We start from the raw sequence: 25,353 nt of genomic DNA on the forward strand, positions 1-25,353 counted from the left end.
TGAAAAGCCGGCAGCACCACCCACAGACCCTGGAGCCGATCTCTTAGGCGTTCTGCTGGTTCTCGGCCGTCAGCGACTCTGGTGGCCGGCAGGCAGGTCGCGGTAGAGGCTGGGGCGGGTGATGCCGGACGCCCGCACGATCTCCCGATCGAGAGCCCCGGGTCGCGCGGGTGTCCGGCGTAGGCAAGTTTCGCCGGAGCGACCACGCAGGGCCGTCCGCTTCTCAACCCCACGCCGCGCAGAACCCGTCAACAAATCGCACACGGTCATGCACGGACCTGGAAACGCAGCCATGAACAGTAGTGACAACAAAGAAGGCAAACCAGCCACGGCAGCACCGCTCCCCCGGCCAGAACAGCTTGTGCCGCTCAGAGGCCCGCAAGCCCCTGACCAGGGAAAACACGTGCCCGAGGTGGGACTCGAACCGGGTTTCAGCCCGTGAGTACCCGCCGCACCACTGAAAATTCAGTATCCGACCCAGTCCGGCGCCAGTACGACCCGCTCCGAAACACAGGTTGTGCACATTGTGCACACCCCTTTCAGCCGGCGGCAGGCAACGTTGAATCGGACAAAGGACACCCGGCCCATCACCGGACTCCTTCCGCTTGCACGTCTTGGATCGCTGCAGTCCTCCCTTGTGACCAGCCCACATCCGCTCACCAGGATGGCAGCACCGGCACCGGGCCGTCCACGTCAATATGTTCGGCGTCGCCGCGGGCCAGCCACTGGAGCAGGCCCTCGCGGTCGGACACAACGCGCAGACTTCCGTCGCCGATCACCCACTCGTCACGCTCCTCGGTCACTAACGTCAGTCCCGGTGACCCTTTGGCCCGGAGCGAACGCACCACGGCTTCAAGGGCGTTCAGCAGTGAATCCGGATCGGCCTCCTCGATTGTCCAGGCAGTGTCGAGGTCGTGGTGATGCACCACCACCTCGGCAATCCGGAGCGCAACGATGGAGGTGGCAGCGAGCGCCTTGCCGTTAAGCTGCACCTCAGGGGCCGCGAGCTCCCCGCCCAGCCGCTGTGCCTGTTCGGCAAAGTTCCGGGCCGACTCCCGCAGTTCCCCGAGGAGCTCTTGCCGCGGCAGCGCGGCCAAGGCGGCGATCTCCTGGGACCGGGCGTCCCGTGAGGCGTACAAGGGACGTTCCTCGCCGGAGGTGGCCCAGTCGATAAGCTTGACCAAGGCGCGGCCGCTGGAGGCGACGTGGGCGATGACATCGGCTCGCGTCCACCCCTGGCACAGCGAGGGCGCGGTCATCTCGTCGTCGACAAGGGACTCAACGGTGGCCAGGAACATGTCCGACTCCCTGCCGAGGCGGGACAGGTCTGAGTGAAGGCGTGCGGGCTTGATCATTTTGCCAGCCTATCCATGCGTCCTTATTACGACCAGCGTTCCTGCCCCGCTTTCCCATATCCAGATCGTATGGATTGAGACGGGCCGGACTGCATAGGGCCCACATCCCCAGAATGACTTTTTGATATCTGCAGCATATAAATATCCCCCGGGCGAAAAGCCGGGTAGTTCCCTCATATGACTTGCATCACAGCCCTGTCAGGCTGAAGCAATCGGAAGACGGCCCGGAGGATCCTTCGCTGCGCCGCTCCGCCTTCGCTTCGCGCAGAGAGGACTTGGCACCATGACACAACCGCATGCCGCTATAGCCGAAAATCCAAAAAAGGAGGCGCGCACGGCAAATTGGGTCGCCTTCATTATCTGCACGACCCTCTTGTTTGACGGATACGACCTCGTCATTTACGGCACCGTCCTTCCGGGGCTGCTTGCGGACCAGAGCCAGATCGGCGCATTTGATGCAGTCACCGCCGGCCTCCTGGGATCCTGGGCGCTCATCGGAGTGCTAGTGGGCTCTCTAGTCTGCGGCGCCATCGGTGACTTTTCCGGCCGACGCCGGCTGATGCTCCTGGGCATCGCCTGGTTCTCCGTCGGCATGTTCGTCACGGCGTTTGCCACCACCGTTCCTGCCTTCGGCGCCTTACGCTTCATTACCGGACTCGGCCTGGGAGTAGTTATCGCAACCGCAGGCGCCACCATGGCTGAATTCGCACCCGCGGGGAGGCGGCAGTTCTACAACGCAATTGTGTACTCGGGGGTCCCGGCAGGCGGCGTCCTGGCGTCAATCATGGGCATCCTCTTCCTCGACAGCATCGGCTGGCGCGGGCTGTTCATCATCGGTTCCCTGCCACTGGTCATCCTCCTGCCTCTTGCCTGGCGCAAACTCCCGGAATCGCCGCGCTGGCTGTTGTCCCGGGGCCGTGAAGAGGAGGCAATGGCGGCCGCCGAACGCACCGGTGTCCCGCTCATCGAAGAGCGGGTGATCCTGGAGGCCGGTGCCGCGCCCCAGAAGTCCGGCTTTGCAGCTGTCTTTTCCCGCCAGTTCGCCGTAGCCTCCATTCTGCTTGGCCTGATGTCCTTCTCAGGCCTTCTGCTGACCTACGGACTTAACACGTGGTTGCCCAAAATCATGGAGGGCTATGGCTACGGTCGGACGTACTCCCTGTTTTTCCCGCTCGCGCTGAACCTCGGCGCGGTGGCGGGCGGGCTGCTCGCGTCCCGTCTGGCGGATAGGAATGGACCCCAGCGTGTCATCGCCGCGACCTTCGTACTGGCGACGATTTCCTTGGGGCTCATGACCTTTAGCTTTCCGTTGCCGCTGCTTTTTGCCTTCATTGCCCTTGCGGGCGTGGGAACACTGGGCACCCAGGTACTGGTTTACGGGTTCCAGTCCAACTACTTCACCACCAATGCCCGGGCGGCGGGCGTTGCATGGTGCGCCAGCGTGGGCCGGCTGGGCGGGGTGCTGGGCCCGATCATTGGCGGCTGGCTGGCCGCCGCTGGCATCGGCGGGTCCACCGCCTTCTACATTTACGGGGCCGTGGCACTTTTCGGCGCCGCGGTCACAGTCCTGGTACCCCGCCAACGCAAGATGGAGGAAGTCGAACACAAAGTCGAACAGATCGCCGAGGGGCGGGCAAAGGACAGCGTTCCTACTGAGCAACTCACTTAGGCCGCCCGGTCGCTGCCTGACATTATTACGCCTGCTGAATATACTAGTAAGGCTCTTTATGGTTATTCTTTGAATCAATAACGCGCCCAGGGCAGCACCGGCTGGGCCGGTCGGGCGGAAGGACGGCACCACGTTGGACATTCGGCAGTTGAACTATTTCATCGCGGTTGCCGAGGAGCGGCACTTCGGCCGCGCGGCCAAGCGCCTGCACATGGCTCAGCCACCTCTATCGCAGCAGATCCGCCAGCTGGAAGAGCAGCTGGGAGTCCGCTTGCTCAACCGCACTACGCGGAGGGTGGACCTCACAGCGGCGGGCCAACTCCTGCTGGATCGCGGTCGGCAGATCGTCAACGAGTTGGCCACACTTCAGGCCGATGTCTCTCAAGTGGGCAAGGGCGCCACCGGCGTCCTGAGGGTGGGCTTCTCAGGGTCGGCAACCTACGGCGTCATGCCGCAGATTGCCCGCCTTGCCAAGCAGGTCCTGCCCGGCCTGTCCCTTGCGCTGCACGGCGAAATGCTCACACCTTCCATGGAAGCAGGGCTGCGGGAGGGTACTTTGGACGCCGCGTTGCTGCGCCCCCCCGTTGCTTCCCCCGACATCGACTACCGGATTGTGGCCAGGGAGCCGCTCGTCGTCGCGCTTCCCTCGTTCAGCGCCCTCGCGGTAGACCGGACCGTGGCGATGCACGAACTGCAGGACCAGGACTTCATCGCCTATGCACCCGAGTCTGTGCTCTACCGCACCACATCAGACCTGTGCCGCCAGGCCGGTTTCCGGCCACGCATCGCCCAGGTGGTAGGAGAGACCTCCACGATGCTGGCTTTCGTGGCCGCAGGGGGCGGCGTGGCCGTAATGCCGTCCAGCGTGCGGGCCATCCAACTCGAAGGCGTCGTTTACCGGGAGATTGAAAACGTCCCCGCGGTGGAACTCGCAGTTGCCTGGATGCGCGGGCACCCCTCCGCCCTGCTGCAGAATTTCCTTGAAGTCGTTGATACCGCGACTGCAGAGCCCGGGCGCCTGCCCCCGCACCCCGGCCCCGTGCCGTTTTCCACTGATGAAAGGCTGACCCACTGATGAAGATCGCAGCCATTGAGGCGATCCCCTACTCGATCCCCTACCTCCACCCCCTGCACTTCGCCTCCGGATCCGTGCACGAGGCAGACCATGTGCTCATCAGGCTTCGCTCAGACGACGGGGTGGTGGGCACCGCCGACACACCGCCGCGCCCTTACACCTATGGTGAGACGCAGAAGTCCATCGTCGCGGTGGTAGAGGACATTTTTGCCCCGCAGCTGATCGGGGTCGACATCTTTGACCGAGAGAAAGTCCAGGAAATCCTGAACCGAACCGTCCACAACCAGACGGCCAAGGGGGCCGTGGATATCGCCCTGTGGGACGTCATTGGCAAGACTCTGGGGCAGCCGGTGACAAAGCTGCTGGGCGGGTACTCCGACTCGCTCCGGGTCTCCCATATGCTCGGCTTCAAACCTGCCCAGGAGTTGCTGGAACTGGCGCTGGAGTTCCGCGAGACCTACGGCATCAATACGTTCAAGCTCAAGACCGGGCGCCGTCCCCTTCACCTTGATATCGAGGCCGCCCGGGTTTTGCGGAATGGCCTTGGCGAGGATGCTGAGCTTTACATGGACGCCAACCGCGGGTGGTCCGCCAACGAGGCCGCCGACGTTTTGCGACGCACGGCGGAGTTGGGCCTGCAGTTCCTGGAGGAGCCCGACGACGCCCGCGAAGTCCTCGGCCGCCGTCGCCTCGTGGCGAACTCCCCCATCCCCATCGCCGCGGACGAGTCTGCCGCCAATCTGGGTGAGGCCGCACGGGAAATCCTCACCGGCGGCGCGAACCTCCTGGCTGTCAAGACGGCACGGTCCGGTTTTACCGAGGCGGCCAAAATCGTTGGCATGGCCGAGGGTATGGGCATCGACGTCTATATAGGCAACCAGATCGACACTCAGGTCGGCACGGCCGCCTCGGTGGTCTTCGGCGCTGCCTTCGCCCATACCGCCAAGCGTGCGGCGGAGCTCTCCAATTACCTGGACATGGCCGATGACCTCCTGGCCGAGCCCCTGGCCATCACCGGCGGTCGCATCCGTGTTCCCGAGGGACCGGGCGTAGGCACCGCTGTTGATGAAGACAAGCTCTCCCTGTACCGCTCAGACCGATAACATCCCACCTTCCGAAAGTACATCCGTGAAATATCTTGTCCACATGGACGTCAACCTGCCCGCCGATCTCCCCGCCGCTGAAGCCGCGGAGATCAAGACCAAGGAGAAGGCCTACTCGCAGGCGCTACAGCACTCGGGAAAGTGGCCGGAAATTTGGCGGGTGGTTGGGGAATACGCCAACTACTCAATCTTCGACGTCGATTCGAACGACGAACTCCATGAGATCCTGCAGAACCTTCCGCTGTTCCCTTTCATGGACATCTCGGTGGTGCCGCTCGCCAAGCACCCGTCCGACGTCAAGTAAACGCCGGGTCAAGTTACGCCGGCCTACATCAGGGCAAGCTGTGTCCCGGGTCAGTCCGTGGCCCGGAACGCAGCCGCAAGTTCGCTGCGGGAGCGGACTCCCATCTTCCGGTAGACCCGCGTGAGGTGATACTGCACCGTCTTCTCCGCCACGAACAGAGCGCGGGCCGCCTCCTTGTTGGTGGCTCCGGCCGCTACCAGCTCGGCCACCGCCCGTTCCTGCGCTGTTAACTGAATGTGGTGGTCGCTGGCCGCCATGAGCACGGGGTCTGCCAGATCGGGCAGGTGACCGACGTCGAGACCTGTTGCTTTGAGCTCACGGTCGCACCGTTCCACGTAGGTGGCCGCCCCAAGGGAGTCGTACAGGTCGCGGGCCACGCGCAGGACCGAGGACGCCAAGCGCCGTTTGCCCGCCCGGCGCATGCTCTGGCCGAAGGCAAAGCTAACCCGGGCCCGCAAATACGGCCGGTTAAGCCCGCGGAGGTGGCCCAGGGACGCCTCGAAGTGTTCCCTGGCAGTGTCAGGGTCCCCCTGCGCGGCCACGAGCCGGCCCCTCGCCCACGCCATCCGCGCCAGATCCGATGCCACTTCCCGCTCTCGCGGGACACGTTCAAACGCGGTGAGGAATGAGTCGGCAGCGTCGAGCTGGTCAGTCATGACAAGCGCGTTGACGTAGGTGTCCTGCCAGGGCCAGAAGGACACCCGGTTCTCAGTCCAGGGGTCCAGCTCCGTCAGCGGCTGCAGCACAGCCACAGCACTTTCGTAGTCGGCCCGCGCCTCGTGGAAACGGGCACGGGCAAGGCTTGCCGGCACCTGCATGGCCCGGTAGGTCCCCGGCTGCACCGCTGCCTGCGAAACGTAGTAGCGGGCCCGGTCCCAGTCCCCGCGCATGGACCAAAGCTCCGCGGCAGTCCAGTACAGCAGGGGCCGGATCAGCGGCATTCGCGAGGTTTCGAGGCGTACGGATGCGCGTGCCACGGTGTCGGCAGCCGCATCCCAGTTTCCGAGCACCAGGTGGGTACGCGCCAGCCACGCCTCGGCCCACAGGGAAATCCGCATCGAGCCGCCACGGTACTCAGTGGGAGCAGCCGCCTCGAAGTTCACCAACGCTGACTCAACGTTGTCAAGGCGTAATGCCAGCCAGCCGGCACCCATCTGGACCCGCTGCTTCTGGGCGTTCTCGGCAGCATGTTCGAAGGCCCGGTGATAGGAGGCCTCCGCCTCCGAAAGCCGGCCCTGTGCATACAGGCCCAAGCCGTAGATTGCCTCTGACTCAACGTGGGCGGGGGTTCCCGGCTGCGTAAGTTCCATAGCTCGTTCGGCCCAGCCGGTAATCAGCGGGCCGTCCCAGGACGCTACGCCGTGCAGGACGAAGCGCTGCGCCACCTGCGCGGCGGCCGCGGGATCACGCTCTGGGTTGCAGGTGCGCCAGGCCATCTCCAGCTGCGTCTGCGCGCTGTCATTTTGTCCCGACACTGTCGAGAGGTATCCCAGCACGGAGGAGCGGAGCGTTGAGGATGGCAGGGCGTCCACGGCCGCGCTCCACATCTGCGCCTGGGCTATGTTGCCGGAACCCACCAGGGCATCCACGGCTCTCAACAGCCTGTCGTTCCGGGATCGGATGTCCTGGGAAAGCCGGGACGCGGAGAACAGTGCCGTCGAGGCCTCCTGCCACACTCCCAGCAGGGCCTGGCCCCGGGCGTACTCCTCCAGCTCCTCGGCAAGGGCCTCGTCTGCACCGGGGGTTGCTGAGACGCGGTGGCCCAGGCGTTCACCCTCGGGCTGCACAGCCTCAGCTGCCAGCCGGTGCAGCGCGATGCGCCGGCTGGGGGCGATCTGTTCGTAGATGGCCTCGGCTGTGCCTGGTTCAAAGAACACAACGGAAGAACGGGCCTGATCCACAGTCAGCCCCAACAACCCTGCCCGGTGCCCCTCGTCGAGTACCTCCATGACCGATTCCAGCCCGCTGACCTGGGAAACCTCTGGAAGCCCGGCGCTGCGTCCGAGCACGCACGCAGCCTCTGCCACAGAGACCAGCCCGGGGGACGCCGCCGCCAGGACGCTGCGCACCCGGGCGCGCACCCGGGAGGTCGGCGGCAGGGAGGGAAACCACGCCTGCCACGTCTCTGCTGGTAACTCGTGGAGCAGCTCTACGACCGGTTGCGCAATTCCGCCGGTGTGCTGGACCAGCCCGTGGGCCGCCGTCGCACTAAGGTCGATGCCGAGCGTCGTCCGGGCAAGATGCTGGACCTGCTGAGGTGTGAGCGGATCCAGCGGGATACGGGTGACCTGATGACCTGAAAGGAAGTCCAGGGCACCTGCGGGGACACGTGTTGCGTCATCGGGGTTGATCGTGAAAAGGAACAGAATCCGTTTTCCGTGCAGTCGGCGCATGACGAAAGTGAGGATGCGCAGGCTCTCGGTGTCGAGTTTGTGAACGTCGTCGACGGCGACAACTGCGGTGCCGTGCGACTGCAGTCCTTCGAGGTGGGTGCTGAGAGTCAAAGAATAATTGACCACCTGGCCCGGCGTAAGCGACGCGACGGGGCCAGGGGGAACGGGCGGGCCGCCGTCGTAATCCTTCGCCGAGCGGAGCGGCGTGGTGAGCATAAGCTGGGAGTAACCGGCGAGGGCAAACTGAGCCTCCCAGTCGTCGCCCATGGCGGACAGTACGCGGACACCACGGACCCCGGTGCGGCAGTGTTCAAGAAATAAATCGAGCACTGCGGTCTTCCCGGAGCCCTCCGGCCCGGAGATCACGACTGCGCCCACATTTCCCTTGCGGACAGTGCGGAGAATCTCCAGCAGCTCCTCGAAGACCCCCCGCCGGCCAACGAGCGGAAGGTCCTCCGCCATTTCACTGCTGAGGGAGCCCGTCGTCATGACCGCAATCCTACTGGAGCGGGCCGCACGGCCTTGGCGGCGGGAATCCATCACCGGCGGCCTTAGCCCAGGTCCCCGCCAGCAACCGGAAGGATGGTTCCGGTGAGGTACGACGCTTCGTCTGATCCAAGGAATACGATCGGCGCGGCCTGTTCGTCCAGGGTCCCGTAGCGCTTGAAAAAGGATGAATCCACGGTTTGGTCGACGATCACCTGGTACCAGGCCTTTTCCACGGAGGATTCGGCTTCCGGACCCCGCTTGACCTTGCGGGGCGGCGCCTCGGTACCCCCCGGGGCGGTTGCGACCACGCGGATGCCGCGTCCGCCCACCTCCATTGCCAACGACTGCGTTAAGGCGTTGACTCCGCCCTTCGCCGCTGCATAGGGCACCCGGTGCAGCCCGCGGGTCGCCACCGAGGAAACGTTGACGATGGTGCCGGAGCCCTGTTCCAGCATGGCAGGCAGCACAGCCCGGCAGGTCCAGAGGGTGGGAAAGAGTGAGCGGCGGATCTCCTTCTCGATCTTCTCCTCGTCGTACTCTTCGTACGGACGCGCCCAAATCGTGCCGCCGACGTTGTTGACCAGCACGTCCACCCGGCCGTGGGCGGCCAGCGCAGCCTCCACGGCCTGCTTCGCTCCAGCGAAGGTCTCAAGGTCTGCGGTCACCGAGATAGCGGAGCCTCCTGAACCTGACCCCTGGGCGGCTTCCTCGATCCCTTGCGCCACTTCGTGGACCAGGTCGGACCGGTCCACGAGGACAACGGCGCCGCCCTCGGCCCCGATCCGCTCCGCTACCTTCTGGCCAATGCCCTGGGCGGAGCCGGTCACAAGAGCTACCTTGCCGGCATAGCGGCCCGGCGTAATGAACTGTCCAGCGTATGGCTGCGTCATCAGTGGCCGGCCTTGGCATCGATCGCATGGGCCATGGTGTCCTTGGCGTCGTGTGCATGGGCCATGATGACCTCCCGCGCCCGCGCCTTGTCCTGACGCTCGAAGGCGTCAACGATATCGAGATGGTCCTGCGTGACCCGCGTGAAGATGCTGGTCCCCGCTTCGAAGGCGGCCGCCATCTGCGCGTGGACGTCGAGCCGGCGGTAGGACTCGAGCAGCATGGGGTTGTCGCAGACCATAAAGAGGTATTCATGGAACTCCTCGTTGGTCCGCGCGAACTCATCCGGGTCCTGGATGGTGCCGCCGGTTACAGAGCGCATGGTGGCCTCGGCAAGCCGGCGGAACTGGTGCAGCTGCTCCGGGCTGAGCCGGCCCAGCATCAGCTCGCTCACTGCGAGCTCCAGGCCCATGCGTGCATCAAGCTGGGCGAAGCTGTCTTCCTTGCGGAAATCCAGCCGGCCGGTCTCGAGGGACGAGACGGCCTCGCTGCGGCTCATGGTGTCGCCTTCTGCCTCGATCTTCTCCACGGGTGCCGGTGCACCTGTCTCCGCGTCGCCGCCGGTGGTCTCCTTCGGGGCAAAACGCTCGAAGTAGAAGTTGGCGGGCTTGATGCCCTCGGAGTCCAGCCACTTCGACACGGCATTGACCATGGGAGGCGGTCCGCAGAGATAGATGTCAACATCGCCGTCGAACAGGTGTGAGGGCGCAACGATCTGGGTGACATAGCCCGTGTTGGGAGCAGACGTGCCTGGTTCGGACGCAACGTAGTCCCACGTGAAGCCGGGCAGCTTCGCCTCATATTCGCGGAGCCAGTCCAGGCCAACGATGTCCGCCTCGCGGGTCAAACCGTAGATCAGGTGGACGGGTACCGACGACCGATTCTCGGAAAGCTTCTCAAGGATGGACAGGAGCGGGGCCAGGCCGGTACCGCCTGCCAGGAGCAGCAGGGGGCGCTTGGGCTCGCGCAGGAAGAACGAGCCGTAGGGGCCCGTGAATTCTATGGTGTCGCCCACCGCTGCCCTGTCGCGCAGGTATTCGGACATCGCACCTTGGGGCGTCACCCGCACCATGAACGACGCTTCGTGCACCTCGGGGCCGCTGCTGAATGAATAGGAACGCTCCGCGTCGGTTCCGGGGACCTTGAGGTTGACATACTGGCCCGGAAGGAAGGCCAGACCATCCCGGCTGTCCACGTCCAAGGTGAAGGAGACCGTGGTTTCCGTGTGCTTTTTGAGCTCCTTCACGGTGGAGGTGAAGGTGGTGGCCCCGGTTTTCGCCGATGCCGACGTGGCAGGGATCTGAATGGCCATATCGGACTCAGGCACTGCCTGGCAGGTGAGCATGTAGCCTTTTTCGAGCTCCTCCGCCGTCATGGCGTCGTCAATGTAGTCGCCCGGATCGAAGGAGCCGGAATCGCAGAAGGCCTTGCAGGTGCCGCAGGCACCGTCACGACAGTCCGACGGAATGTTGATGCGCGCCTTGTACGCGGCGTCCATCACGGTCTCGTAGTCGCCGACCTTGATGACTTTGGTGACGCCGTCCTCGAAGCTGAGGGCTACTTTGTGGCCCATGATTTCCTCCTGGCTGAGGATCGCGCCGTCGCGACCCGGGAAAGTGTGGATGTGCCCGACGGGCACGGTTTGTGGAACGGTCAAGGCCGGTGCCGGGGAAATGCCGGCACCGGCGCGGGCCCGTCAGATCATGTAGACGTCCACCACGTGGTGGATGTAGTCGTTCTTGAGGACGACCTTCTTCTTCATGATTACAGGCTCCCCGCCGGCAAGATCGATCGTGTAGAAGCTGGTCCCGAAGTATGTGTCCGTTGTGTTGTAGCGGAAGTACAGGGTGAACCAGTTGAAGCGCACTTTCACCTGGTCGCCGTCGTGCTCCACGATCTCGATGTCTGTGATGTTGTGCCCGGTGCGGGGCTCCGGGAGGGAGGTGGCCGAGGACCGGTCCGTTTTGATCCGGAAGACCCGGTCCTCAATGCCGCCGCGGTTCTCGTAGTAAATGAGCGAGATCTCGTTTTGCGGGTCCTCGGTAAGCTGGTCGTCGACATCCCATGCGGGCATCCAGAACTCGGAGTCCGGGTGGTAGCACCGGAGCCAGTCATCAAATTTGCGCTCATCCAGCAGCCGGGCCTCCCGATACAGGAAGGCACGGACGGTTTCGAGGGTGGCGATCTCCCCGGCGGTCTTGAGCGCCGCAGCAGGTTTTGTCAGGTTGGTCATGGGTTACGCACTTTCTCTGGTTCGACGTGGACGCGGTCAGGCAGTGACGGGAACGGTATCCACGGCGGAGAGCTCCGCCTCCGTCAGGGCCTGGTCCATGACTTCCTTCCAGTACCCGTGCTGGATGGGGTAGAGCCCCTCGTCCTCGGTGCGCACCCCGGACGCGATCACCTTGGTCATGCCCAGGGCCCGGGCCTGTTCATCGGGGCCCGCGATCTCATGGGTGGATCCGCGTGTCATGTCGTTCCAAGGCGCCGAGGTGGCCCAGTAAGTCTTGTTGCAGGATCGGAATTCTTCGAGGTCGTCGGGGGTGGCCATGCCCGTGGCGTTGAAGAAGTCCTCGTACTGGCGGATGCGCTTGGAGCGGTTCTCCTGGGATTCGCCCTTGGGTGCGATGCAGTAAATGGTGACCTCGGTCTGGTCCGCGGAGATGGGGCGGAAGTGGCGGATCTGGGAGGAGAACTGGTCCATGATGTAGACATTCGGGTACAGGCACAGGTTCCGCGAGATGTTGATCATAAAGTTGGCCATCTCCTCGCCGTATTTCGACACAAGCTCCTCGCGGCGGTCCCACAGCGGGCGGTCCTCGGGGTTGGTCCACTCCTGCCACAGCAGCAGGTGGCCGTGGTCGTAGGAATAGAAGCCGCCCTTGACCTTGCCCCATTTGCCGGCGTCCATGGCCTTGGTCTTGTTGGCGGAGTCGCCGGCGCTGCGGCGGGCGGTGGTGGCAGCGTAGTTCCAGTGCACGGCGGTGACGTGGTAGCCGTCGGCGCCGTTCTCCGCCTGCACCTTCCAGTTGCCGTCATAGGTGTAGGTGGATGAGCCGCGCAAGACTTCGAGTCCCTCCGGGGACTGGTCCACGATGGAGTCGATCACTTTGGTGGCGTCACCCAGGTGCTCTTCGAGCGGGAGCACGTCCGCCTTCAGGGAACCAAAGAGGAAACCGCGGTAGGAGTCGAAGCGGGCAACCTTGGTGAGGTCGTGGGAGCCCTCTTTGTTGAAAGTCTCCGGGTAGCCGGCGTTGCGGGAGTCCTTGACCTTCAGCAGCTCACCGGAGTTCTTGAAGGTCCAGCCATGGAACGGGCAGGTGAAAGTGGTGCGGTTGTCCGTCTTGCGGCGGCACAGCATCGCTCCGCGGTGGGAGCAGGCGTTGACGATGCAGTTCAGGTTCTCGTCCTTGTCGCGGGTGATCACGACAGGAGTGCGGCCAATGTTGGTGGTGAAGTAGTCCCCCACATTGGGGATCTGGGACTCATGGGCGAGATAAACCCAGTTGCCCTCGAAGATGTGCGTCATCTCAAGTTCGAAAATATCCTCATCGGTGAAAATTTCGCGCTTGGCCCGGATGACGCCGTTCTCGCGGTCGTCGATCACGGCGTCGGAAAGGACCTCACGGACATGGGTCAGGTTCTCGGTCATGGCTGCTCCTTCATTGGAGAGTGCTGTACAAATCTGGCGGGAGTTCCGGGCCGGCCGGGGGCGCCGACGGGGGACGTTCTCAGGCAATCTTGTCCCATCGTGACCGCACTCACATCAGGCAAATACCTAGGTTGTACCAAGGGTGGCATTATGTAGGCTTAATGACAGAAAAGCCGCTAAATCGATATTTGTGGCGTCCTTATCGCGAGGCCTACCATGAGACAGACATCACGCGCAGCCACCTCACTTCGGTTCAGACCCTGGCGCATGGAGGCTCGCAACGGGTGCAGGAATCTTTCCTCCCCTGTTCAATGAAGAGTATGGAGAAGACCATGACAGAGACCCAAACGGGCGCCCGTAAAGAGGACGAGGGCACTGCCGTCGAAGCAGGTTCGAAGGCCACCGAGCGCTTCACCGCCTCAGGAAAGCTCGCTCGGCTGGATGTGCCGAAGGAAAGGGTTAGCCTGCTGGCGGGGGCACTTATCAAGGCCGCCAACGACATCGTCGTCGAACACGAGGTCACCTACGAGGAATACAACGCGTTCAAGGCCTGGCTGATCAAGGTGGGAACAGACGGGGAATGGCCGCTGTTCCTGGACGTGTGGCTGGAACACACTGTCGAGGACGTCAATTCCCGGGACCGTCCAGGCACCGTGGGTACCATCGAGGGACCCTACTACGTACCCGGCTCCCCTGTGCTCCAGAGCCCTGGCACTGTGGAGATGCGCGAGGACGAGGAGGGCACCCCACTGCACTTTACGGGCCGCTTCACTGATACCGAAGGCAATGCAATCCAGGGTGCTCAGGTGGAAATTTGGCATGCGGACAGCGCCGGATTTTACTCCCAGTACGCCCCGGGCCTCCCCGAATGGCTCTTCCGCGCCACGGTCAAGGCGGACGACGACGGCCGCTTCGAAATCAACACCATGCGCCCGGCGCCGTACCAGATTCCCACGGACGGGGCTTGCGGGCAGCTGATCAACGCGGCCGGGTGGCACGCCTGGCGCCCGGCGCACATACACATCAAGGTCTCCGCGCCCGGCTTCCAGCCTGTGACCCAGCAGCTGTACTTCCCCGGCGATCCTCACAACGCCGATGACATTGCCTCGGCGGTCAAGCCCGAACTGATGCTGGACCCGCGGCCGCGCACGGACGGCCATGCCGGCGAAGAAGTGGTCTATAACTATGTGCTCGCCAAGGAAGGCCAGCACAAGTAAACACCACCGCCCGCAATCGGTGCCGGCGCCTCGGCTCTTGCACGGACGGCGCCCCGGAGTGCCAACTCCGGGGCGCCGGTTCCTTCCGCCGTTCCCAGGAGCCAGAATGCCGCGATCCCGCCAGATCCCGCCCGCCATGCCTCACGCGGAAGCCGCTGCGGCTCCGGAGTCTCAACCGTTGCTGGAACGCCCGCGGGTTCGCCCCGCCGGGGTGCGCCAATTCCTCCGTGACCTGGGCATGCCCTATGTATCGAACGGGGTGATCGGCCTCATCTTCGCCGGCTCAGGGCCGATAGCAGTCACGCTGGCCGTTGGAACGGCGGGCGGACTTACTCACGGCCAGCTCGCGTCCTGGGTGTTTGCCATCCTATTTTCAGGCGGGGCAGCGACCGTCTTCATGTCGCTCCTCTACCGCCAGCCGCTGGGCTTCGCTTGGTCCATTCCCGGCACGGTGCTCCTCGGCCCGTCGCTGCAACACCTGTCCTTTCCGGAGGTGGTCGGCGCGTTCTTCACGTCCGCTATTCTCATCCTCGCCCTGGGTGCCACCGGAATGGTGCGCCGGATCATGGCGGCGGTCCCGATGCCCATTGTCATGGCCATGGTGGCTGCTGTGTTTTTGAAATTCGGCACAGACATAGTCGCCTCAACGCAGGCGAACCCTGTGGTGGCTGCCCCGATGGTGGCCGTTTTCCTGGTCCTCACAGCCGTCCCCGCCCTGGGCAGGACCTTTCCTCCGGTACTCGGCACCCTAGTGGTTGGTTGCCTTGCTGTGGCAGCAAGTGGCCAATTTGCCCTCCGGGAAGGCGGACCGATTCTGGCCACCCCGGTCTTCACCCTTCCTGAGTTCACCTGGGCCGCCCAGCCCGAGCTGGTTGTTCCTCTGGCCCTCACCGTGCTGTTCGTTCAGAACGGCCAGGGCGTCGCCGTCCTCCGTGCCGCCGGCCACAATCCGCCGATTAACGTCTTCGCCATCGCTTCGGGGGCGTTTTCCTTGCTCAATGCCGGATGCGGCGCCGTTTCAGCATGCGTGACCGGGCCCACGAACGCCCTCATGACGTCCTCGGGAAGCAGACAACGGCAGTACACTGCTGCCGTGGTGTACGGCATCCTCGCCATAGTCTGTGCACTCCTGGCCCCCACCCTCACCCGCCTCATGCTCGCAACCCCCAAGGAATTCATCCTCGCCCTGGGCGGCATAGCCATGCTGCGGGCTCTCCAGCAAGCCTTTGTGACCGCCTTCGCCACAGCCTTCACCCTGGGGTCCCTGGTGGCATTCGTCGTGACCATCTCGGGTTTGAGCCTCTTCAACATCCATCCGGCGTTCTGGGGCCTCGTCGTCGGCTACACGGTATCCCGACTGCTTGAACGCGCGGACCACGCCAAGTTCTAACGCCAAGATCACTAGCGGCAAGTCTGACGCCTGCAGCAACTGCTCCCCGCTCTTGGCTCCGCAACCCGGCTAGGCATCTTCATGCAATTACAGCTCAGCTGTTGATCGCTTGCGGAGATCCGAAGCTTGCCAGCCAGCGCCAGGTCATACAGGGAAAACACGTGCCCGAGGTGGGACTTGAACCGGACTACAGCCTTTGCAAACACTGGATTCCCGCCGAAATATGCGGAATTCGGCCCAGTCCGGCACCGGTGCGGCCCAGTCTGAGACCCAAAGTGTGGACACTGTCCACACCCCACTTCTCCACATCAAAAGCGCCACGCCAATTGCCGCACCCCGAATCCAGAAGGGCGCGGCCCTTATTTGTCCTGAGAAAATCGATTCTGCCCGGGGAGTCCCCGCCTGGCCGCAACGGAGTCATGCCCACGCGCGTAGCGGACTCCTCGGCAGGCCGCGCGGCCCACTGAGCCTCAAGGCTCTTCATAACGAGTCCACCTCCCTTCATCCCCTTCATGGACCAAACGGCGGACGGCCGCATGACCAGCAGACTCGAAACGCTGCCCCCGAACGAAGGTATGACCGGGCCATGGTGCCCACAGTATTTTCGTCGGCAAAGCGCTCTGCCAGCCCGGCAGGAGTATCTGTGCCACGACATCGCCGTACGGATGCTCGGGTCACAGTTCCAGCAGCCGGTCCGGCGAACTCGTGGCGCAGCCGCTCTCGCGGACTTTCGGATCGCTGGTGCCCTGTCGCGTTTTTGGCGTCCCGGTAAACCACGAGTGCCGCGACCTCGTCCCAGCGGAGGCTGTGGAGCCCGGCCATCCACGAACGTGACCAGCACAAACCTGAGGGGCCCGCTACTACTGCGCACAGTTGGAAACCTGGTCGTATTCAACCGCGCTTCGCGTCACGGGACCGTGCCGGCGCCGACGAGGAGTTAGACCGCCGGGGACTTAGGCGTCTTCTCGGAGCCGCCGGTCAAGCATGCAAGCAACTCGAACAGGGCAGCCTTGTCAGAACCCGCACGTATGCGGGAACGCGAGTCGCCACCGGGGCATCCCAACTGCCCAAGCAACTCGTTACCTAGACCCGTGAACTCGTGCAGCCCCGCGCGCCGTACCGCCCCCAAGAAGTGCAGAGCGCACGCCAGGCGATCGGGGCAGCACCCACCTGAAAACAGACGACCCATGCGCGCACGTCGCGATGGCCCCGACTACGCTGATGCGCTCTCGTCGGTCCGTCTGAACACCCATCGCACGCCACCTCGCGCGAGCATGAGAACGATGATCAGCGCAGTCACCTGAAAGAAGCCGCCGAGACGGACAGCGTCGCCGAATACCAGGTCAACCAGTCCGAGCACCATGAACTTGCTCCCTGGCAGCACCAGCAACAGGGTGATCGCGCTGACGACTCGAACCCGCCGAGTATCGGCTGACCGGATCCGTGCAACGATCCACTTCTTCGCCCACAGCACGACTCCAAGGACGACCTTCAGCAGGATCGCCGTCAAGAGCGCCAACAGGAATGTTTCGGATATGACGTCGGGAAACAGCTGGATGAACACACCCAGCACCACGAGATAGACCAGCACGTCGACAAGATCTACTGGGCGGATCCGCATCCAGCGAGTATATCGATAGCGCCCGAACCGCCCTCCTCCTGCCCGCTTAGCCTCGATCCACCGGTTGATGGGGCGGGGTCGTTCTGATCTGAGTCCTGGTTCGGTCGATGGGCATGACGGGGTTCCCGGTGCTGGTTGCGCCAAGTCGGCTGGGTGGTCAGATGGCGGCGGTCCGTGGTGGCCCGCGGGCCGCTACGAAGAGTTGTGACCAGCTGGTTTCCCAGGGCCAGTCAGCGGGCAGGCGCAGGGTGATTTTCCGTGCAGAGGTCGTGACCCTGGCGGGGACTGTGATGAGTTTTCGGCGGATGGTGCCGCTGCGTGCTTTGCCTAGGTCGGTGCCGGCGAGGGTGCCGATGGCGCGCGAGAGGTTGTCATGAGTCACCTCGATCAGGTCGGGGTCCGGTGCCCGTGCCCGGGATGGCGTGAAGGTCACCGGTGAAGTAATGCTGGATTGTTGGGGCGATGTGCCGCGTTAATTTATCGTGGCTGGGGGTCGCCAACGGTTCGAGTCTGACGAAGGTACCGGGCGATGACCAGTCCCATCAGTTGGCCTGCAACATGGGACTTCTCTTCGCCAGGCATGCGAGCAGTTCGAGCAGTTCCGAACCAAGATGGGCGCTGCGCTGGCGCAAGCCGCCATCTAGTAGGCGTTTGAGGCGGGCCGTTCGGGCCGCGGTCGTCGCACGCCGTCTTGTGTAAAGAGTGCCGCGTCCTGGATCCGGGCGCACAGCGCGGGGTCGGTGTGGTCCATCACAAACAATGGCCACGACCCGCTCTGAGAGGGCGGGAACTACTGGATCCGACGCGGAGCGGGTACAGGACGTCCTCCATGCGGGGGTCGACTTCGGCCGGGGGTTCTGGCTGTGCCAGTTCTTCCGGTTTTGCTGCGTCGGCCATGAGCTGGTCAATGCGTGCCGGGTCCGTCTGTGCGGCTTTGAGCGCGTCGGCGTGCTTGAAGGGTTCCGCCGGTGCTTTATCTGCCTGTTCGACGCGCGACCCGGTACGGTTCACACCGTCATCGAGCGGGTGGTTAGGCTGGGTGGATGGCGACAGTTATTCTCGTGCGGCACGGCCGCACCACAGCCAATGCAACGGGACTGCTGGCCGGTCGGGCCGTCGGCGTCAGCCTGGACCAGATCGGGCGCGACCAGGCGGCTCTGACCGGAGACCGGCTCGCGGCCGTGCCCGTAGTCGGGGTGGTGTCGAGCCCTCTTGAGCGTTGTCAGCAGACCGCCCGGATCATCCTCGATCGCCAGGCTGGCAGGCCGTACGCGCCGGTCGATCTCGATCTCACCGAGTGCGATTACGGCCAGTGGCAGGGCCGCACGCTTAGTGATCTCGCGACCGAGGATTTGTGGCCGGTTGTGCAGTCGCAACCGTCCGCCGTCGTCTTTCCCGGCGGTGAATCCATGGCCGGGATGCAGGCTCGGTCGGTGGCAGCGATTCGGCGCCACGATGCAGCCTTCGAAGCCGAGTACGGGCCGGGGGCCGTGTGGGTGGCGGTGAGTCACGGTGACATCATCAAGTCAATCCTCGCCGACGCGCTCGGCATGCACCTTGACCTGTTCCAGCGTATTAACGTGGGCCCCGCCTCGGTATCGATCGTGCGCTACGGCGCTAGTCGGCCGAGCATCTACGCGACCAACACCGACGCGGGTGATCTGTCGTGGCTGTCGAAAGGCATTCACTCTGGCGATGCGCCGGTGGGCGGCGGTGCAGGGCAAAAGGCGCCATGAACCTCATGTGCCTAAAATAGTGACATGCCTACACGTGTTCACGAGTTTGCCTGGCCTGATCGGGTCGTCGTTGGCACCATTGGCTTTCCGGGGGCGCGCACGTTCTACCTGCAGGTGCGCGCAGGGACGCAGATGGTGAGTATTGCCCTGGAGAAGCAGCAGTCGGCTCTGCTCGCGGAGAAGATCGACGAGATTCTCGACCAGCTCATCACCGTCGAGGGCAACCCCTTTAGCGTTCCCACGAGTACTCCCATTGAACTTGTCGACAATGACCAGCTCGAGGCCGTTCAGGAGCAGTTTCGCACCGGCGCCATGAGCTTAGGGTGGGACCCAACCACGGCCCAGGTCGTAATTGAGGCCTACCCCATCACCGATGTCGATGCTGATGACAACGACGAATCGCTTGATGAGGACGGCGCTGACGAGCCCGAAATGCTGCTGGTGCGAATGCCGGTCGGCACCGCCCGCGCATTCGCCAAGCGCACTCGTGAGGTCGTGGGCGCCGGTCGTCCGGCGTGCTCGCTCTGCGGTTACCCCATAGACGCCGACGGGCACATCTGCACCCTTCCCGAGGTCTGATGCCAGCGCCGGACCTAGTGACCGCCGAGCTGACGCTCACCGGCCGCATCACGACGGCTTCAAACGCTACTTTTCTGGGCAGCATCGGCGACGTGGTGGTCGTTTATAAGCCGATAGCAGGGGAAAGTCCGCTGTGGGATTTTCCCCACGGCGCCCTGGCTCACCGGGAGGTGGCCGCCTACCTGGTCTCGCAGGTCTTCGGCTGGGACGTCGTGCCGCACACCTGGCTGCGCGGTGGTCCGCTGGGCGAAGGAATGGTGCAGCTCTGGCAGGAGCAAGACCCCGCCCAAAGCGCCGTGGACCTGGTCGCGACGGACCACGTGCCGGAGACGGGCTGGAAACACGTTCTCGAGGGACGAGATGAGAGCGGACGGATGGTCGCCCTCGTTCACGAAGACTCGCCAGCGCTCAGACGCATGGCGGTGTTCGACATGGTCGTCAACAACGCTGACCGCAAAGGCGACCACATTCTTGCCATGACGGACGGACACCGGTACGGCGTGGACCATGGGCTCACCTTTCACCGTGACCACAAGCTGCGCACGGTGCTGTGGGGATGGCTGGGAGACGCTCTGACCGCCGAGGAACGCGACGGCATTGATCGTGTCAGCGAAGGACTGCACGGTGGGCTGGGCCGGAACCTGGCGGACTTGCTCAGCGCCGATGAAATCGCATCGCTCGCCGCGCGCTGCGCCCGGTTGCGCTTGGCAGGGCGGTTTCCGGCTCCGAGCGGTGAGATGTCGGCGGTGCCCTGGCCGCTGTTCTAAGGGAACTGGGCTATTGGCTTCGCAGGCTGTGTCACGTTGATGGCATGGATCTTCAGGTAGCGACGGAGCTCATCAATCCTGAGCGCGAGCCCGGCTGGCGATTTTCCTAGGGGCCAGGCCCCGGCCGGCAACCCCCTGTGTTCCGAACGTTTGGGCGATGGGAGAGACATCAACTGTCACCGGGAATTCGCTGCCCAAACGCCGATAACAGCGCACAGCAGCACCGCCAAAACCGGGGCTTTGCTCGGCTCTTCTAGTACCCGGTCAGGCGGCGCTGAAACCAGCCTGGATCTGCACCGGAAACGGGCAGCCGAGGCGAACGACGTTTAGACAGAGCTGGGGGCGACCCTAATCCTGTGAAGATACCGTACTGGGCTCGGCGGCCGCCTCAGGGTCTCTGGTCGAGTGGGCGGTGGTCTTCTTGTCTGCGGCGGGCATCGCGATAACGGCGACGACTGTGAGTACGGCAGCGGCCAGTACGGCCAGGAAAACAGCCCCGGAGGCAGAGACGACTGAGTGCGGATCCGCATTGCCGCCCGGAGTGCCTGCGTAAATCGCATTGGCAACCGCCCCGAAAACCGCGACGCCGATGGAACTGCCGATCGACCGCGCGAAAAGATTGGCACCGGTGACAACTCCACGCTCATTCCAGTCCACGCTGGACTGGGCCGCGATGAGGCTCGGGGTGGCCACCAGCCCCAGTCCGAGACCCACGATGAAGCAACTCGCCGCCACCAGGAGAACACTGGGTGCGGAGGCGGTGAGGGCAAGTACTGCTGTACCGATGACCGTGATAGTAATGCCGATCATCGCGGTCTTCCGGAACCCCATCCGAAGATAGAACCGGCCCGATTGGGACGCACTGATCGGCCAGCCGATGGTCAATGCTGCCAGCGCGAGGCCGGCCAGGATCGGGGAGGTCGAGAGGGCCCCTTCGAGAAACGTGGGAACGTAAGACGTGAGGCCAAGCATGACCGCTCCAACGCCAAAGGAGATCAATGCCGTCGTCGCCAGCAGCCGCCGGGAGACGACCCACGGCGGCAGGACGGGCTCGGCGGCCCTCCGCTCTACGAGGATGAACGCCGCGAACAAGAGTGCCCCGCCGGCGAACACCGCAACGCTGACGACGGAGGTCCAGCCCCACGCCTGGCCGCCTTCAAGGGCCCCGAGAATGATCAGGGTCAGCGAGACAGTCAGCAGGCCCGCCCCCAGATAGTCGACCCGGTGCTTAGCGCGCTCGACATTTTCGTGGAACGTTCGGAGCAGCATCCACCCTGCCAGGAGGCAAAGTGGGATGTTCACGAGGAAGATCCCACGCCAAATGCCCAGTGCGGAAAACACGCCCCCGAGCGTCGGGCCAACGACGGAGGACACCGCCCACACGCTCGCAAGGTAGCCTTGCACCTTCGCCCGTTCAGTCAACGTATAGATATCGCCGGCGATGGTGATCGCCATCGGCTGGACTGCTCCCGCGCCCAAGCCCTGCAGCACACGGAACGCGATGAGGGCCGGCATGCTCCATGCCAATCCGCAGAGGATCGAACCGAGCAGGAACAGCCCGATACCGATCAGGATAATTGGCTTGCGGCCGACGACGTCGGAGAGCTTAGCGTAGACGGGCACGGACACGGCCTGCGCCAACAGATAGGCAGAAAAGAGCCACGGGAAAGACGCGAACCCACCAATGTCATTCACGATCGACGGCACCGCCGTGGCGACGATCGTCGAATCGATCGCCACCAGACCCGTCGAGAGCATCAATGAAACCAGTATGGGTCCGCGATTCGAGCGGAAGCCGACTCCCTCTGCAGGCGTTTTCGTCACGTAATCTCATTCCCGTCGTCATCCTGGAGCGCTGCGCGCAGGCCCAGTCCGTCTCCAGCTGCATAACTGCTTGATTCGACGAATTAGTCCCGGACCGCGCCAGGAATTCCACGATGATGGCGGTCGCCCCCACCAACCGTGACGGGCAACAGGCCGAGGAAGACCCAGCGGCGCCGACGTCAAGTTTGACGAGATACCGGTTTCTGGGCGAGGACCAGAGGACAGCGAGTGCAGGTTGTGCACACCTATCCGAGAGGGGTTCCTGGTGTTAACAGAAGGCACCGCCTCCTGAATCCTCGCCGGCGGCTTGAAGCACCTCGTGGATTCACCGGCCCCCTGGCATTCACCGCCATGGGCCATCAGCGGGTGGGCTCATTCGGGGGTGCCCGTCTTCGCGGCGTAGGCGGTGGCTTGGGCCCGCACCTGGCGAATGTAGGGATCGGACTGGTTGTAGGAGTAGATGGCGTCGGTCCATCCTTGGGCGGTTGAGAGGTCACGGCCGTGGGCGCACAGATAGGTCGCCGCGCTGAGGGCGGCGTCGTCGATATTGAACGGGTCCGCTGTTCCGTCGCCGTTTCCGTCCCGCCCCGCAAGCTGCCAGGTGGTGGGAATGAACTGCATGGGTCCGACGGCGTGGTCCCAGCGGGCATCGCCGTCCAGGGCACCGGCGTCCGTGTCGGCGATGGCGGCGAATCCGGCGCCGTTGAGGCTCGGGCCCACAATGGGGCCGCTCGACTGCCCTGCGGTGTTGAGGCTGCCGCCGCCGTACGTTCCGTGCGCGGATTCGACGAAGCCGACAGCTGCCACGGTGTTCCAGCCGATCCCGCAGTCCGGGGCGGAATCATTGGCCGTCGCTGCGGCAGCTACGTAGGCCCGGAGCGCGCGGGCGGGGATCCCGGTCTGCGCGGCAGCCCGAATGAGCCACTGGGCATCCGGGCTCGGGGTCACGTCCACGGCGGTGGTGATGCCGGTGGACAACATTTCAAGTTTCGCCCCCGCCCGCGGGGGTGCAGAAAGGGCCCCGCGCGCGTCCGCACCGGGCTGATGGGTTGCCCAGAACGAGAATGCGGTGATGAGGCCAACCGCGAACAGGCTGAAAACCACACGGCGTTTTAGACGGAGCATGGACTAATCAAACCATCCACGCCCCGTGACCGGTTGACGAAACGGTACCCAGCGGACCAAGGCATAGAATATTCCCGGCAACATTCTCGAAGGCCTGGCGGCCATTCTCCTCTGGCCGCTCGTGGCCCTCTTCGGGGTCGATCTGCATACCCTGATCGCCTAGATTGTTGAGATCATATTTCATCTCGGGTTCATAAGCGGCCCGTGCAAGTTTTTCCTTCGCACCGACGCACCGCCAGCCACCCCATCTTGAGGGTTCTGTCCCTAAACTTAAGTGTCGGCCTCCACGACATTCACGTCGCAGGGGCGGCCAAATAAGGAGAATCACCATGGGTTTCGGTGACAAGATCCACAACGCCGTCGACAAACTCCACGGCAAAGGCAAAGAATCAGCTGGCGAAGCGATCGGCAACGACCAGCTGAAGGCGGAGGGCAAACGCAACCAGGTCAAGGCCGACCTGAAGCAGGCCGGCGAAAAAGTCAAAGACGCCTTCAAGAAACACTAGGACAAACGGTCGGAAGGCAGAGGGGCGGTCCGGACGGATCTCTCCTCTGCCAAATCGGCATAAAATCCACGAGTCGCCGGCTGGCCCTCGGTTCGTGGCCTTCTGCGGGTGAGGTGATCTTCACCGGACCGCCACGGGGTGGCGGGACGTTTCATCGAGTCCGCCAAGTTCCTTAGTCTCCGACTGTCGGGCGCGACATAGAGAACCGTTCGAACGCCAGTCGGCCGCCCGGGGCGTCGAGGTGGCGGTAGAGGCTGGAGCGGGTTATGCCGGACGCCCTCACGATCTCCGAGATCGAAAGCGCCAAGTCGCGCAGGAGTCCGGCGTAGGGAAGCTTCGCCGGATCCACGACGCAGGGGCGTCTGCTTCTCTTGCCTTTCCCGGCGGCAACGACACGGACGCGAGCTGCTGGTTCGATTGCATAGGTTAGTTCCATTCGGCCGACCAGCGCGAGTATCCCCACTGCCAGCTGCGACATGGGGTCCCCCGGATTGACAAAATCAACCCCGATCGGATCAGCCAAGTTCCGCCCCCACGCCGCGCAGAACCCGTCAACAAGACGCACAGTCATGCACTTACCGGGGAACGTCGCCATGAACAGTCGTGATATCAAAGAAGCCAAACCAGCCAACGCATTCACCGTTCCCCAGCCAGCGTCAGGTCATGCAGTTAGCAGCCCTACCCGCCATGAACGGATACGAGCGACACCGCTACCCAAACACGAAAGAAGGCCGCCGGCAGCGGTCAACAAAAAAGGCCCCCGAAGGGGCCCATCAGTGAACAGTTTGTGCACATTCAGCGGCCTACAAGCCCCTGAAGAATGAAAACACGTGCCCGAGGTCGGACTCGAACCGGACTCCAGCCCCTGCAAACACTGGACTTGCGCCGAAACATAAGGAATCCGGCACCAGTACGACCCAGCCCGAAACCCAAAGTGTGGAAGTGTGGACACTGTCCACACCCCCAATTCTCCCCACCAGAGGCCTCCCCCAAACTGCCGCACCCCGCATTGACAGGGTGTGGCGCTTCTTTGCCCTGAAACACCTGATCCTGCTGGAGAAGTTCAACTGCGGCTGCCGCCGGGTCCTGCCCGCGCTCGATGCCGAGTCTTGGGCATGCAGCACGGCATGCTCAGCCTCTTGACTCTCCATCACCACATCACCTCCCTTCAAGCCATTCATGATCCGATCGGCAGACCGCTGCATGACCGGGCAGCGCCCCTTCAGACTCTGAGCGGACTAACAGAGCCATACGAAACAACGGAACCCCGGCGGCGCCACCAGCCGTCGAGAGCACGGTGCCAACGATCAAGGCCTCGCCCCGAAAGCAGCACCAACTGCCACCCGACGGCATAACATTGTCGTGTCCCGTTAGCCGAACCCTCTACGGGACGGTCCTCGCCGTAGTCCCCAGGAAATAGGCTGGAGGCTAGGCTCGTCAGCCGCAGTACTACATTGAGATCTGCTGGACCGCGCTCGGTATGAACCCCAGAGTGTTGATCAATGCCAGCATGGCTATGCCATACCCAACGACCAAGGCAGCAATGGCTAGCCCGCGGCCTCCCAGAATCCTGATGCAGCGATGACGGCGAAAATGATGGCCACAACGGCCAGTTTGTTTAGTCGGCCAGTTGATGTGCGAGCCGGCACCATAGTCGTAC

At 63.7% G+C, this 25,353-nt stretch carries 21 protein-coding genes and 1 pseudogene; 10 read left to right on the forward strand and 12 right to left on the reverse strand.

The genetic code is table 11. The features are described 5' to 3' along the window. Positions 1-656: 656 nt before the first annotated feature. Entirely contained in the window at positions 657-1,355 is a 699-nt protein-coding gene (locus QCD75_RS18445; protein WP_301230879.1) for a maleylpyruvate isomerase family mycothiol-dependent enzyme, read from the reverse strand. Positions 1,356-1,638: 283 nt separating this feature from the next. On the opposite strand from QCD75_RS18445, the gene QCD75_RS18450 reads away from it, so the two are divergent. The 4 genes from QCD75_RS18450 (at position 1,639) to catC (ending at position 5,506) form a co-directional block, all read left to right on the forward strand. Next, positions 1,639-3,024, forward strand: a complete 1,386-nt coding sequence (locus QCD75_RS18450; protein WP_301230880.1) for an MFS transporter — start codon at positions 1,639-1,641, stop codon at positions 3,022-3,024. Between the two features lie 133 nt (positions 3,025-3,157). Then, positions 3,158-4,099, forward strand: a complete 942-nt coding sequence (locus tag QCD75_RS18455) for a LysR substrate-binding domain-containing protein (RefSeq protein ID WP_301230881.1) — start codon at positions 3,158-3,160, stop codon at positions 4,097-4,099. Next, entirely contained in the window at positions 4,099-5,202 is a 1,104-nt protein-coding gene (locus tag QCD75_RS18460; RefSeq protein WP_301230882.1) for a mandelate racemase/muconate lactonizing enzyme family protein, read from the forward strand. Before QCD75_RS18455 ends, QCD75_RS18460 begins: the two co-directional genes overlap by 1 nt. Before the next feature lie 25 nt (positions 5,203-5,227). Beyond that, on the forward strand, positions 5,228-5,506 hold the full coding sequence (catC, locus tag QCD75_RS18465; RefSeq protein ID WP_226759421.1) for a muconolactone Delta-isomerase: 279 nt from the start codon (positions 5,228-5,230) through the stop codon (positions 5,504-5,506). Positions 5,507-5,556: 50 nt separating this feature from the next. Here catC and QCD75_RS18470 read toward each other — a convergent pair whose 3' ends face one another. The 5 genes from QCD75_RS18470 to benA form a co-directional block, all read right to left on the reverse strand. Continuing rightward, positions 5,557-8,388, reverse strand: a complete 2,832-nt coding sequence (locus QCD75_RS18470) for a LuxR C-terminal-related transcriptional regulator (protein WP_301230884.1) — start codon at positions 8,386-8,388, stop codon at positions 5,557-5,559. 62 nt (positions 8,389-8,450) lie between these two features. Next, positions 8,451-9,278 carry a 1,6-dihydroxycyclohexa-2,4-diene-1-carboxylate dehydrogenase gene (locus QCD75_RS18475; protein WP_301230886.1) on the reverse strand — a complete coding sequence of 276 codons (828 nt, stop codon included), beginning with the start codon at positions 9,276-9,278 and terminating at the stop codon, positions 8,451-8,453. Next, positions 9,278-10,849, reverse strand: a complete 1,572-nt coding sequence (gene benC / locus QCD75_RS18480; protein WP_301230887.1) for a benzoate 1,2-dioxygenase electron transfer component BenC — start codon at positions 10,847-10,849, stop codon at positions 9,278-9,280. The genes QCD75_RS18475 and benC overlap by 1 nt, the downstream gene beginning before the upstream one ends. 123 nt (positions 10,850-10,972) lie before the next feature. Then, on the reverse strand, positions 10,973-11,509 hold the full coding sequence (benB, locus tag QCD75_RS18485; RefSeq protein ID WP_301230888.1) for a benzoate 1,2-dioxygenase small subunit: 537 nt from the start codon (positions 11,507-11,509) through the stop codon (positions 10,973-10,975). A 36-nt stretch (positions 11,510-11,545) separates the two neighbouring features. Then, the gene (gene benA, locus QCD75_RS18490) at positions 11,546-12,928 is read right to left on the reverse strand and encodes a benzoate 1,2-dioxygenase large subunit (protein WP_301230889.1); all 1,383 of its coding nucleotides are present in this window, start codon (positions 12,926-12,928) and stop codon (positions 11,546-11,548) included. A 320-nt stretch (positions 12,929-13,248) separates the two neighbouring features. On the opposite strand from benA, the gene catA reads away from it, so the two are divergent. Both catA and QCD75_RS18500 read left to right on the forward strand, forming a co-directional pair. Then, complete coding sequence (catA, locus tag QCD75_RS18495) at positions 13,249-14,145, forward strand: catechol 1,2-dioxygenase (RefSeq protein WP_301230890.1); 897 nt, start codon at positions 13,249-13,251, stop codon at positions 14,143-14,145. A 106-nt stretch (positions 14,146-14,251) separates the two neighbouring features. Continuing rightward, complete coding sequence (locus QCD75_RS18500) at positions 14,252-15,535, forward strand: benzoate/H(+) symporter BenE family transporter (RefSeq protein ID WP_301230891.1); 1,284 nt, start codon at positions 14,252-14,254, stop codon at positions 15,533-15,535. 1,213 nt (positions 15,536-16,748) lie between these two features. Here the strand turns inward: QCD75_RS18500 and QCD75_RS18505 are convergent. Both QCD75_RS18505 and QCD75_RS18510 read right to left on the reverse strand, forming a co-directional pair. Beyond that, on the reverse strand, positions 16,749-17,156 hold the full coding sequence (locus tag QCD75_RS18505; protein ID WP_301230892.1) for a hypothetical protein: 408 nt from the start codon (positions 17,154-17,156) through the stop codon (positions 16,749-16,751). Positions 17,157-17,313: 157 nt separating this feature from the next. After that, positions 17,314-17,526 (reverse strand): annotated as a pseudogene (locus QCD75_RS18510) (IS1380 family transposase); the annotation flags it as partial. A gap of 673 nt (positions 17,527-18,199) precedes the next feature. On the opposite strand from QCD75_RS18510, the gene QCD75_RS18515 reads away from it, so the two are divergent. The 3 genes from QCD75_RS18515 to QCD75_RS18525 are packed head-to-tail and all read left to right on the forward strand — an operon-like array spanning position 18,200 to position 20,238. Then, complete coding sequence (locus QCD75_RS18515; protein WP_301230893.1) at positions 18,200-18,892, forward strand: MSMEG_4193 family putative phosphomutase; 693 nt, start codon at positions 18,200-18,202, stop codon at positions 18,890-18,892. 24 nt (positions 18,893-18,916) lie between these two features. Beyond that, positions 18,917-19,471 (forward strand): DUF3090 domain-containing protein, encoded by a 555-nt coding sequence (locus QCD75_RS18520; RefSeq protein ID WP_301230894.1) that lies wholly within the window; start codon positions 18,917-18,919, stop codon positions 19,469-19,471. Beyond that, entirely contained in the window at positions 19,471-20,238 is a 768-nt protein-coding gene (locus QCD75_RS18525) for an SCO1664 family protein (RefSeq protein ID WP_301230896.1), read from the forward strand. The genes QCD75_RS18520 and QCD75_RS18525 overlap by 1 nt, the downstream gene beginning before the upstream one ends. A gap of 348 nt (positions 20,239-20,586) precedes the next feature. On the opposite strand, the gene QCD75_RS18530 is transcribed toward QCD75_RS18525, so the two are convergent. The 3 genes from QCD75_RS18530 to QCD75_RS18540 all read right to left on the reverse strand — a co-directional run bounded on the left by QCD75_RS18530 (position 20,587) and on the right by QCD75_RS18540 (position 23,371). Continuing rightward, positions 20,587-21,996, reverse strand: coding sequence for an MFS transporter (locus QCD75_RS18530; RefSeq protein WP_441005517.1), 1,410 nt, complete (start codon positions 21,994-21,996; stop codon positions 20,587-20,589). A gap of 438 nt (positions 21,997-22,434) precedes the next feature. Beyond that, the gene (locus tag QCD75_RS18535; protein WP_367400672.1) at positions 22,435-23,043 is read right to left on the reverse strand and encodes a lytic transglycosylase domain-containing protein; all 609 of its coding nucleotides are present in this window, start codon (positions 23,041-23,043) and stop codon (positions 22,435-22,437) included. 151 nt (positions 23,044-23,194) lie between these two features. Beyond that, entirely contained in the window at positions 23,195-23,371 is a 177-nt protein-coding gene (locus QCD75_RS18540) for a hypothetical protein (protein WP_301230900.1), read from the reverse strand. Positions 23,372-23,516: 145 nt separating this feature from the next. On the opposite strand from QCD75_RS18540, the gene QCD75_RS18545 reads away from it, so the two are divergent. Continuing rightward, entirely contained in the window at positions 23,517-23,693 is a 177-nt protein-coding gene (locus QCD75_RS18545) for a CsbD family protein (RefSeq protein WP_301230901.1), read from the forward strand. 172 nt (positions 23,694-23,865) lie between these two features. Here QCD75_RS18545 and QCD75_RS18550 read toward each other — a convergent pair whose 3' ends face one another. After that, positions 23,866-24,288 carry a hypothetical protein gene (locus QCD75_RS18550; RefSeq protein WP_301230902.1) on the reverse strand — a complete coding sequence of 141 codons (423 nt, stop codon included), beginning with the start codon at positions 24,286-24,288 and terminating at the stop codon, positions 23,866-23,868. Between the last annotated feature and the right edge of the window lie 1,065 nt (positions 24,289-25,353).

It is taken from the genome of Arthrobacter sp. PsM3 (assembly GCF_030433895.1).
Taxonomy (GTDB): Bacteria; Actinomycetota; Actinomycetes; order Actinomycetales; family Micrococcaceae; genus Arthrobacter.

Bases quoted from the DNA above. Each gene is read 5' to 3' on its own strand.
- QCD75_RS18445 (WP_301230879.1), bottom strand. From the start codon at position 1,355: ATGATCAAGCCCGCACGCCTTCACTCAGACCTGTCCCGCCTCGGCAGG.
- QCD75_RS18450 (WP_301230880.1), top strand. From the start codon at position 1,639: ATGACACAACCGCATGCCGCTATAGCCGAAAATCCAAAAAAGGAGGCG.
- QCD75_RS18460 (WP_301230882.1), top strand. From the start codon at position 4,099: ATGAAGATCGCAGCCATTGAGGCGATCCCCTACTCGATCCCCTACCTC.
- QCD75_RS18470 (WP_301230884.1), bottom strand. From the start codon at position 8,388: ATGACGACGGGCTCCCTCAGCAGTGAAATGGCGGAGGACCTTCCGCTC.
- QCD75_RS18475 (WP_301230886.1), bottom strand. From the start codon at position 9,278: ATGACGCAGCCATACGCTGGACAGTTCATTACGCCGGGCCGCTATGCC.
- benC (WP_301230887.1), bottom strand. From the start codon at position 10,849: ATGGGCCACAAAGTAGCCCTCAGCTTCGAGGACGGCGTCACCAAAGTC.
- benB (WP_301230888.1), bottom strand. From the start codon at position 11,509: ATGACCAACCTGACAAAACCTGCTGCGGCGCTCAAGACCGCCGGGGAG.
- benA (WP_301230889.1), bottom strand. From the start codon at position 12,928: ATGACCGAGAACCTGACCCATGTCCGTGAGGTCCTTTCCGACGCCGTG.
- catA (WP_301230890.1), top strand. From the start codon at position 13,249: ATGGAGAAGACCATGACAGAGACCCAAACGGGCGCCCGTAAAGAGGAC.
- QCD75_RS18500 (WP_301230891.1), top strand. From the start codon at position 14,252: ATGCCGCGATCCCGCCAGATCCCGCCCGCCATGCCTCACGCGGAAGCC.
- QCD75_RS18505 (WP_301230892.1), bottom strand. From the start codon at position 17,156: ATGCGGATCCGCCCAGTAGATCTTGTCGACGTGCTGGTCTATCTCGTG.
- QCD75_RS18515 (WP_301230893.1), top strand. From the start codon at position 18,200: ATGGCGACAGTTATTCTCGTGCGGCACGGCCGCACCACAGCCAATGCA.
- QCD75_RS18520 (WP_301230894.1), top strand. From the start codon at position 18,917: ATGCCTACACGTGTTCACGAGTTTGCCTGGCCTGATCGGGTCGTCGTT.
- QCD75_RS18525 (WP_301230896.1), top strand. From the start codon at position 19,471: ATGCCAGCGCCGGACCTAGTGACCGCCGAGCTGACGCTCACCGGCCGC.
- QCD75_RS18530 (WP_441005517.1), bottom strand. From the start codon at position 21,996: ATGCTCTCGACGGGTCTGGTGGCGATCGATTCGACGATCGTCGCCACG.
- QCD75_RS18535 (WP_367400672.1), bottom strand. From the start codon at position 23,043: ATGTTGTCCACCGGCATCACCACCGCCGTGGACGTGACCCCGAGCCCG.
- QCD75_RS18540 (WP_301230900.1), bottom strand. From the start codon at position 23,371: ATGAAATATGATCTCAACAATCTAGGCGATCAGGGTATGCAGATCGAC.
- QCD75_RS18545 (WP_301230901.1), top strand. From the start codon at position 23,517: ATGGGTTTCGGTGACAAGATCCACAACGCCGTCGACAAACTCCACGGC.
- QCD75_RS18550 (WP_301230902.1), bottom strand. From the start codon at position 24,288: ATGGCGACGTTCCCCGGTAAGTGCATGACTGTGCGTCTTGTTGACGGG.